Below are 6,343 nucleotides of genomic sequence, written 5' to 3'. Positions count from 1 at the left end.
CTCGCCGCGCAGCGCGGCGAGCTTGTCTTCGCTGCGTCGCCCGAACACCCACGAGCGGGGATCGGTGATCGCCCGCCGGTCGTCCTTCTCGTGCCGGTCGCGGTCGCGGATGAGCCCCTGCACGGTGACCGCGCGGTCTTCCTGCTGCAGCTGAGCCACCGATGCCGCCAGCACATGGTCGGCACGCCGCTCCAGCTCTGCGCGCACGAACTCCTCGAACGGGCCCGGCGCGACGGTGAGCACATCGAGCAGCACGGGCTCACCGTGCGTCGCGGGGATCGTGCGCACGCGTCGTTCGGGAACGCGCAGGAACACCAGCCGCGCATTGAGCCGGTTGTCGTTGACCCACTTCGAGACGGCCGGGTAATGCAGCTGCGGCACGAGCAGCGACAGCGCGAATCCACGCAGCACGCGTTCGGCCGCGCCGCGCCACGGCGCGAATTCTTCGCGCACCTCCAGCAGCTCGGCGGCGAACGGCAGCTCGGCCTCAGCGATGTCGAGCGCTGTGCACAGGCCGCCGCGCACACGGTCGAGGTCGGCGGGCAGGCTGTTGCGGCGGGTTTCGAGCGAATCGAGCTCGTCGGCGACCGCCCGGCGGGCGTGCCGAATCTCGGCGCGACGGTCGAACAGCGGCTCCTGCCGGTCTCTGAGTGCGGCGCGGTCGGCATCGAGCCCCGACCTCAGCGTCGCGGTCGACTCGGCGCGCGCGGAGAAGTCCACCTGGGTCTCGACCGGATCGAGACCGAGCGACTCGAGCTGGGCACTGTACGCGCGGAACCGGTCGGCCCGGTCGTCGCGGGTGGTGCGCGCCTGCGGGATCTCGTGCTCGAGCGCGGCCAGGCGGTCGCCCCCGACGCCGGCGCGTTCCAGCACGAGACGGTCGCGCTCGGGGATGAGAGCCTCCCGAGCCGTGCGCAGCTCGTCTTTGCGGGTCTCGGCCGCGGTCAGCTGGACGCTTGCGTCGGCGACCGCGGCACCGGCCAGCTCGGACACGCGCTCGGAGATGAACGGCGGCACCGCCGATCGCTCGTCGGTGAGATCCGCGTGCCGCGTCGCGGCCGCCATGTACTTGTCCGCCGCTGCGACGAGCGGGCCGAGCACCGCCAGCTGATCGGTCGCGGTACGGACCGCTTCGTGAGCGGTGACGAGGTTGTCGTAATGGTCGACGATCGCCCGCACGTGGGCGGATGCGTCGACCGGCTCGAGCATGTGGTCGCGCACGAAGTCGTTGAGGTTGCCCACCGACTTCATCGACACCGTCTGATGGAACAGTTCCATCGCCTGCTCGGAGGGGATGCCGAGAAGGCGCCGCAGACGACGGTGGTACTCGGGGAAGGTGTTGTCGATGTCCGCGCCGCGGGCCCGCAGCTGGGCGCGCAGCGCCTTCAGGTCGGAGCCGAAGCGGCTGAAGTCGGGATCGATCGACAGCGCGACGGTGGCGGTGACGAAGAACCGCTCCGGCTGCCCGGTGCGGTCCTTCTGGTGGAACACTTGGGCGATCGTGACCGTCTCGCCGAAGCCGGTGTTGGTGAAACGGCCCAGGATGACGGAGTACGCGGTGTGGTCGCGCAAGCCCACGGGCTTCGATGCCCCGGTCGCCTCGTTGCGCTCCGACTTGTAATGTCCCTGGACGTAGCTGCGCAGCGTGCGCTCTTTCGCGTCGGCGCCCGCAGCCTTGTTGTAGGCGATGCGGTGCGCCGGCAGGAGGAGCGTCGTGATCGCGTCGACGAGCGTCGACTTGCCGCTGCCGATGTCACCGGTCAGCAGTGCCGTCCGGCCGTCGGGCTGCAGCGACCAGACACTGCGGTCGAACGTCCCCCAGTTGTAGACCTCGACCCGGACGAGCCGGTAGCCGGTCTGGTCGTTCGCCGGGCTGTCGACGTCCAGGGCTGAGAACAGTGCGTCGCTCATCGTTCACTCTCCGGTTCAACCGTCTGTGCCTCTTCGGTCGTCGTGGGTTCGCCACCCGCATAGGCGGCCAGTCGCGACGCGAAATCCGCGAGTGTCTGCGCATCCACGTAGGCCTTCAGGATGCGGCGCACCTCCCAGGCGCCGCGCTGCCCGCGCAGCTCACGCAGGAAGCCGAGCTCGGCGACCTGGGCGATGGTGCGATCCGCCTGCTCGACCACGCGCGCCTCGTTGGTGGAGGACGCTTGGAACACGCGCAGCAGCTCGACGATCTGCTCGCGAGTGAGCACCAGCCTGCCCGCCTCGCCGGAGGCCTCGAATTCGACCATGCGGCGGCGCAGCAGCACGAGCAGCAGGCTCACGTTGTAGGTGAGACTTCGCCGCCGCACGAGACGGGGCAGCGTCTCTTCTCCCTCTTCGGGTTCGCGGGTGCGCAGGTAGGCGTAGCCTTCTGCCTCGTCGATCACGACATCGACCCCGATGGCGGTGAAATGATCGGCGATGGCCGCACGATGACGTGCGAGTGCCTCCCACACCGCCTCCTGCGAAGGGACATCACGGTAGACGACCTCGCGCATGAGGGAGATGATCGCGGTGGCGACCGCCTGCTCGTCGGGGCTTCTCATCGGCGTGTCACCGTCACCTGCGGCATCCTCACCCGGCGCCGCGTGCCCGCGGCATCCGTGTAGTCGATGGTCATCTCGGCCTCTCCCTCGTCGACCGCGACGGTCACGTCGTCGGCATCGAGCGACAGGTACCCCAGGATCTCGGCCGCGCCGTCCTGGATGGGATACAGCGCGACCAGGTCATCGAGGGCGACGCTCGTGCGCGGCGGCACGACCGCGCGGATGTTGCCCATGAGACGCGCCGTGTCGACGAAGCGCTGCGCGAACAGGCCGTCGAGCTCGACCTCGTCGAGCGACTGCGGAGCCGGCATGCTGTCGACCTGCACGTCGGGCTGCGGGTCGTACAGCGGACGTTCGAACAGCAGAGCGATCGGCAGACCCGGCTGGTCGACCTGCACCCCGACATCGGCCGGCGGCCGGTCGCGGACCGCGAGCGCCGATGACTCGACGGCGCGGACGAGATCGAGGACCCGGCGGTTCTCGACCCACACCTGGTCATCGAGGAAGCGGCGGAGTTGCTCGGAGAGCCCCCGCACGGTCTGCTGGGTGCGCTCGGCGGCATCGGCCCAGTCGTAGTGCACGCGCCGCATCCGGCGGTCGGCGTGCAGCTGCGGCATCCCCTGCACCGCATCCAGAAGGTCGGACAGCTCGTCCTGCCGGCCTTCGGACAGCAAGAAGTCGTAGAACGCCTGAAAGCTGCGGCCCTGGTCGGAGGAGGCGATGTCGGTGCGGCTGGAGACCAGCTCTTCGAGCAGGGCGCCTTTGCCGCCGTCCCACCCGGCGATCTTCTCGCGGGCAGAGCGGTCGAGCGCCCGGAAGTTGTCTTCGACCTCGCGGAAGTCGCCGAGCAGTTCGCGCGCGGTGGTGGCGAATTGCTGGTACCGCTCGCGCACGGCGGTGTCGTCGAGCACCGTCACTCGCCCCTCCCTGGCGTTGGCGAGCTCCTTCTCGATCGCGTCACGACGGCGCTCGAGTTCGGCGATGCGCTCGGCGGGATCGTCGTGCGAGCCGTGCACGATCTGACGTAGCAGGTCGATCAGGGTCTGCAGGCGCGATTCGGTTCCCACGAACGAACGGGTGCGCAGGCCCTCGACCCACCGGTACGCCTTCTCGAGGGCCGGGGTCGCCTCGACGTGCACCTCTTCGGACGCTGCGGGATAGAACCGACGCAGCAGGCCGGCTTTCGGATCGGACCAGTCGTCGACGTACGCTGCGGCATCCTGCGCGTATCGATCGGGCGTCGCACGATGGATGGCGAACAGTTCGTCGTCGAGCGCAGACACGAGTTCACCCAGCGGCACCGCGCCGCGGTTGTCGTCGATGAAGGTACGGCCGAGGAACGACAGGATCAGGGGCGCGTTGTGCGCGCGCAGCACCCGCCAGGCCGGATGCCGCTCCCAGAGGCGGTCGAGTTCGTCGAGATCCATGCTGCGTCCAGGGTATGCGCGGGCTCCGACATCGGACGACTCACGTTTGATGTCGGCGCCCCTCGCTAGGGTCAGCCGCACCGTAAAGCAGCGCATGGGTTGATATTGGGGGGCCGGCAATGCACACCATGAGGACACGAGGGAACGCCGATGACTGATCCGATCGACCTCGAGCACACGGGTCCGTCCACGCCAGCTGACGTTCCTCTCTTCGAACGCGTCTCCCAAGTCATCGAACAGACACGGGCTTCGGTGGCAACGCAGGCAAATGCCGCGCTGACGCTCATGAACTGGCACATCGGCCGCATGATCGATGTCGACGTACTCAGCACGCAACGTGCTGGCTACGACCGCGAGATTGTCGCCTCGCTGTCGCGACAATTGACCGAGCGCTTCGGACGCGGCTTCGATCGCGCGAACCTCTACCGGATGATCCAGTTCTCGCAGATCTTCCCCGATGCCGAGATTGTCGCCTCGCTGGGGCGACAATTGAGCTGGACGCACTTCAAGGCGTTGCTCCCCGTGTACTCCGACGCCGCCCGAGCTTTCTACATCGAGCAGACGATATCGGCTCGCCTCAGCGTGCGCGCACTGCGCGAGCTCATCGGGCGGCAAGGGTTCGAGCGCAATGAAATCGCGAACGCGCAGACGCCGGGCGGAACGGCCGTGCCGCTTGACACGTTCCGAGACCCATACTTCCTCGACTTCCTGGGGCTCGCCGATGGTCACGCCGAACGCGACCTCGAAGAAGCGATCATTCGCGACATGGAGTCGTTCCTCCTCGAAGTCGGAGACGGCTGGACGTTCGTGGGCCGTCAGAAGCGCATGACGGTCGGCAACGACGACTTCTTCCTGGACCTGCTCTTCTTCTCGCGTCCTCTGCGTCGTCTGATCGCCGTGGAGCTGAAGGTGGGCAAGTTCAAACCGGCGTTCAAGGGCCAGATGGACCTCTATCTCAAGTGGCTCGACCGATACGAGCGCCGTGACGATGAGGAAGCGCCGATCGGCCTGATCCTGTGCACCGAGACCAGCCGTGAGCAGATCGAGCTGCTGGAGCTGCACAAAGACGGGATCGTCGTTGCTGAGTACTGGACGGCGCTCCCACCGAAAGAGGAGCTCGAAGTGCGGATCGCATCGATCTACCGCGAAGCGCAGGAGCGCTTCGCCCGCAGGCAGCTCGCGGCGTCGACATCCGAAAGCTCGAGTGGACCCAACCGACCTGCGATGAATACCCGCCACCCACGCGGGATCGACGGCGCTGACCTGTAGCAGCGTCATGATCCGGACCAGCGACCGCCTCGTGCCTACATGGCCCCGTTCCAAGGGGCCTACGCGAAACGGATCGTGTTCCGCAGCTCGCCGATCCCCTCGATCGCGGTGGTCACGACGTCGCCGCCGCGCAGCCAGCGAGGTTCGGGCATCCCGAGCGCCACCCCGCGCGGCGTACCGGTGAGGATGACATCGCCCGGCTGCAGCCGGGTGATCCGCGACACGTAGGCCACCAGGTCGCCCGCATCGAACACCAGTTCGCGCGTGTTCCCGGACTGCATCGTCTCGCCGTTCACCGCGCACGTCACCTGCAGGCCGTCCTTCGGCTCGATCTCGTCGGCGGTGACCACCCACGGACCGATGGGGGTGGTCTCGTCGAACGCCTTGCCCTGCACCCACTGCAGCGTGCGCTGCTGCCAGTCCCGCATCGAGATGTCGTTCGCCACCGTGTACCCGAGGATCGCGCCGCGCGCCTCGTCGCGCGTCGCGCGGTGGATCTCCGCGCCGACGACCACGGCGAGCTCCGCCTCTCAGTCGAGCCGCTCGGTGTCGTGCACGACGACGTCGTCGGCGGGGCCGGTGAGCGTATCGGCGAACTTCGCGAACAACGTCGGATACTCCGGCACGGCGCGCCCGGTCTCGACGATGTGGTCGCGGTAGTTCAGCCCGCAGCAGAGCAGCTTGGCCGGGCGCGGCATCGGCACGCCGAACTCCGCCGGCTCCGGCTGCATCCGCAGCGGACTCTGCAGGGCCGCGTCGGCCTGCGCACGCCAGTCCGGCTCGGCGATGAGCGCCTGCGCGTCGGGATGCTCGAGCAGCACCCAGCCCGCGGCATCCTCCACCGCAGCGCGGGTGCCGGCCGGCGTGCGAACCGTGGCCAGGCGCATCAGACGTCCGACGCCGCGGCGGGGAGGTGTGCGACGCCCTGGATCTCGATCATCGCCTCGCGCTGCCACAGCCGCGTCACGCCGATGCCGGCCATGGCCGGGTACTCGGTGCCGGCCATCTCACGCCAACGGCGCCCGATCTCGCGGCCGTTGCGCTGGTAGTCGTCGACGTCGCGGTGCTCGTCACGGTGTCGTCGGCGGTGCCGGTCACGGGGCCAGCGCTCCG

5 protein-coding genes and 2 pseudogenes are annotated in these 6,343 nt (G+C 68.5%); 1 reads left to right on the top strand and 6 read right to left on the bottom strand.

Annotated features, from left to right (window positions below; all coding sequences use genetic code 11):
* From VJR25_RS03125 to VJR25_RS03115, 3 genes are all read right to left on the bottom strand, one after another.
* On the bottom strand, positions 1–1,911 hold a 1,911-nt coding region (locus tag VJR25_RS03125), incomplete at its 3' end, for an ATP-binding protein (RefSeq protein WP_324112423.1).
* Complete coding sequence (locus tag VJR25_RS03120) at positions 1,908–2,486, bottom strand: DUF4194 domain-containing protein (RefSeq protein WP_324112421.1); 579 nt, start codon at positions 2,484–2,486, stop codon at positions 1,908–1,910. The genes VJR25_RS03120 and VJR25_RS03125, both read right to left, overlap by 4 nt.
* 44 nt (positions 2,487–2,530) lie before the next feature.
* Complete coding sequence (locus VJR25_RS03115) at positions 2,531–3,961, bottom strand: DUF3375 domain-containing protein (RefSeq protein ID WP_324112419.1); 1,431 nt, start codon at positions 3,959–3,961, stop codon at positions 2,531–2,533.
* A gap of 150 nt (positions 3,962–4,111) precedes the next feature.
* Between VJR25_RS03115 and VJR25_RS03110 the strand changes: the two genes are divergently transcribed.
* Entirely contained in the window at positions 4,112–5,230 is a 1,119-nt protein-coding gene (locus VJR25_RS03110; RefSeq protein WP_324112417.1) for a PDDEXK nuclease domain-containing protein, read from the top strand.
* A gap of 59 nt (positions 5,231–5,289) precedes the next feature.
* Here the strand turns inward: VJR25_RS03110 and VJR25_RS03105 are convergent.
* The 3 genes and pseudogenes from VJR25_RS03105 to VJR25_RS03100 form a co-directional block, all read right to left on the bottom strand.
* A pseudogene (locus VJR25_RS03105) lies at positions 5,290–5,748 on the bottom strand (fumarylacetoacetate hydrolase family protein); the annotation flags it as partial.
* Between the two features lie 12 nt (positions 5,749–5,760).
* Positions 5,761–6,117 (bottom strand): fumarylacetoacetate hydrolase family protein, encoded by a 357-nt coding sequence (locus VJR25_RS16695; protein ID WP_414683715.1) that lies wholly within the window; start codon positions 6,115–6,117, stop codon positions 5,761–5,763.
* Positions 6,117–6,343, bottom strand: a pseudogene (locus tag VJR25_RS03100) (hypothetical protein); the annotation flags it as partial. The gene VJR25_RS16695 and the pseudogene VJR25_RS03100, both read right to left, overlap by 1 nt.

The sequence above is a fragment of the Microbacterium sp. genome (assembly GCF_035277845.1).
In the GTDB taxonomy this organism is placed as follows: Bacteria; Actinomycetota; Actinomycetes; order Actinomycetales; family Microbacteriaceae; genus Microbacterium.
The sequence above is the reverse complement of the archived record's forward strand: the minus strand, read 5'-3'. Positions and strand labels throughout refer to the sequence as shown.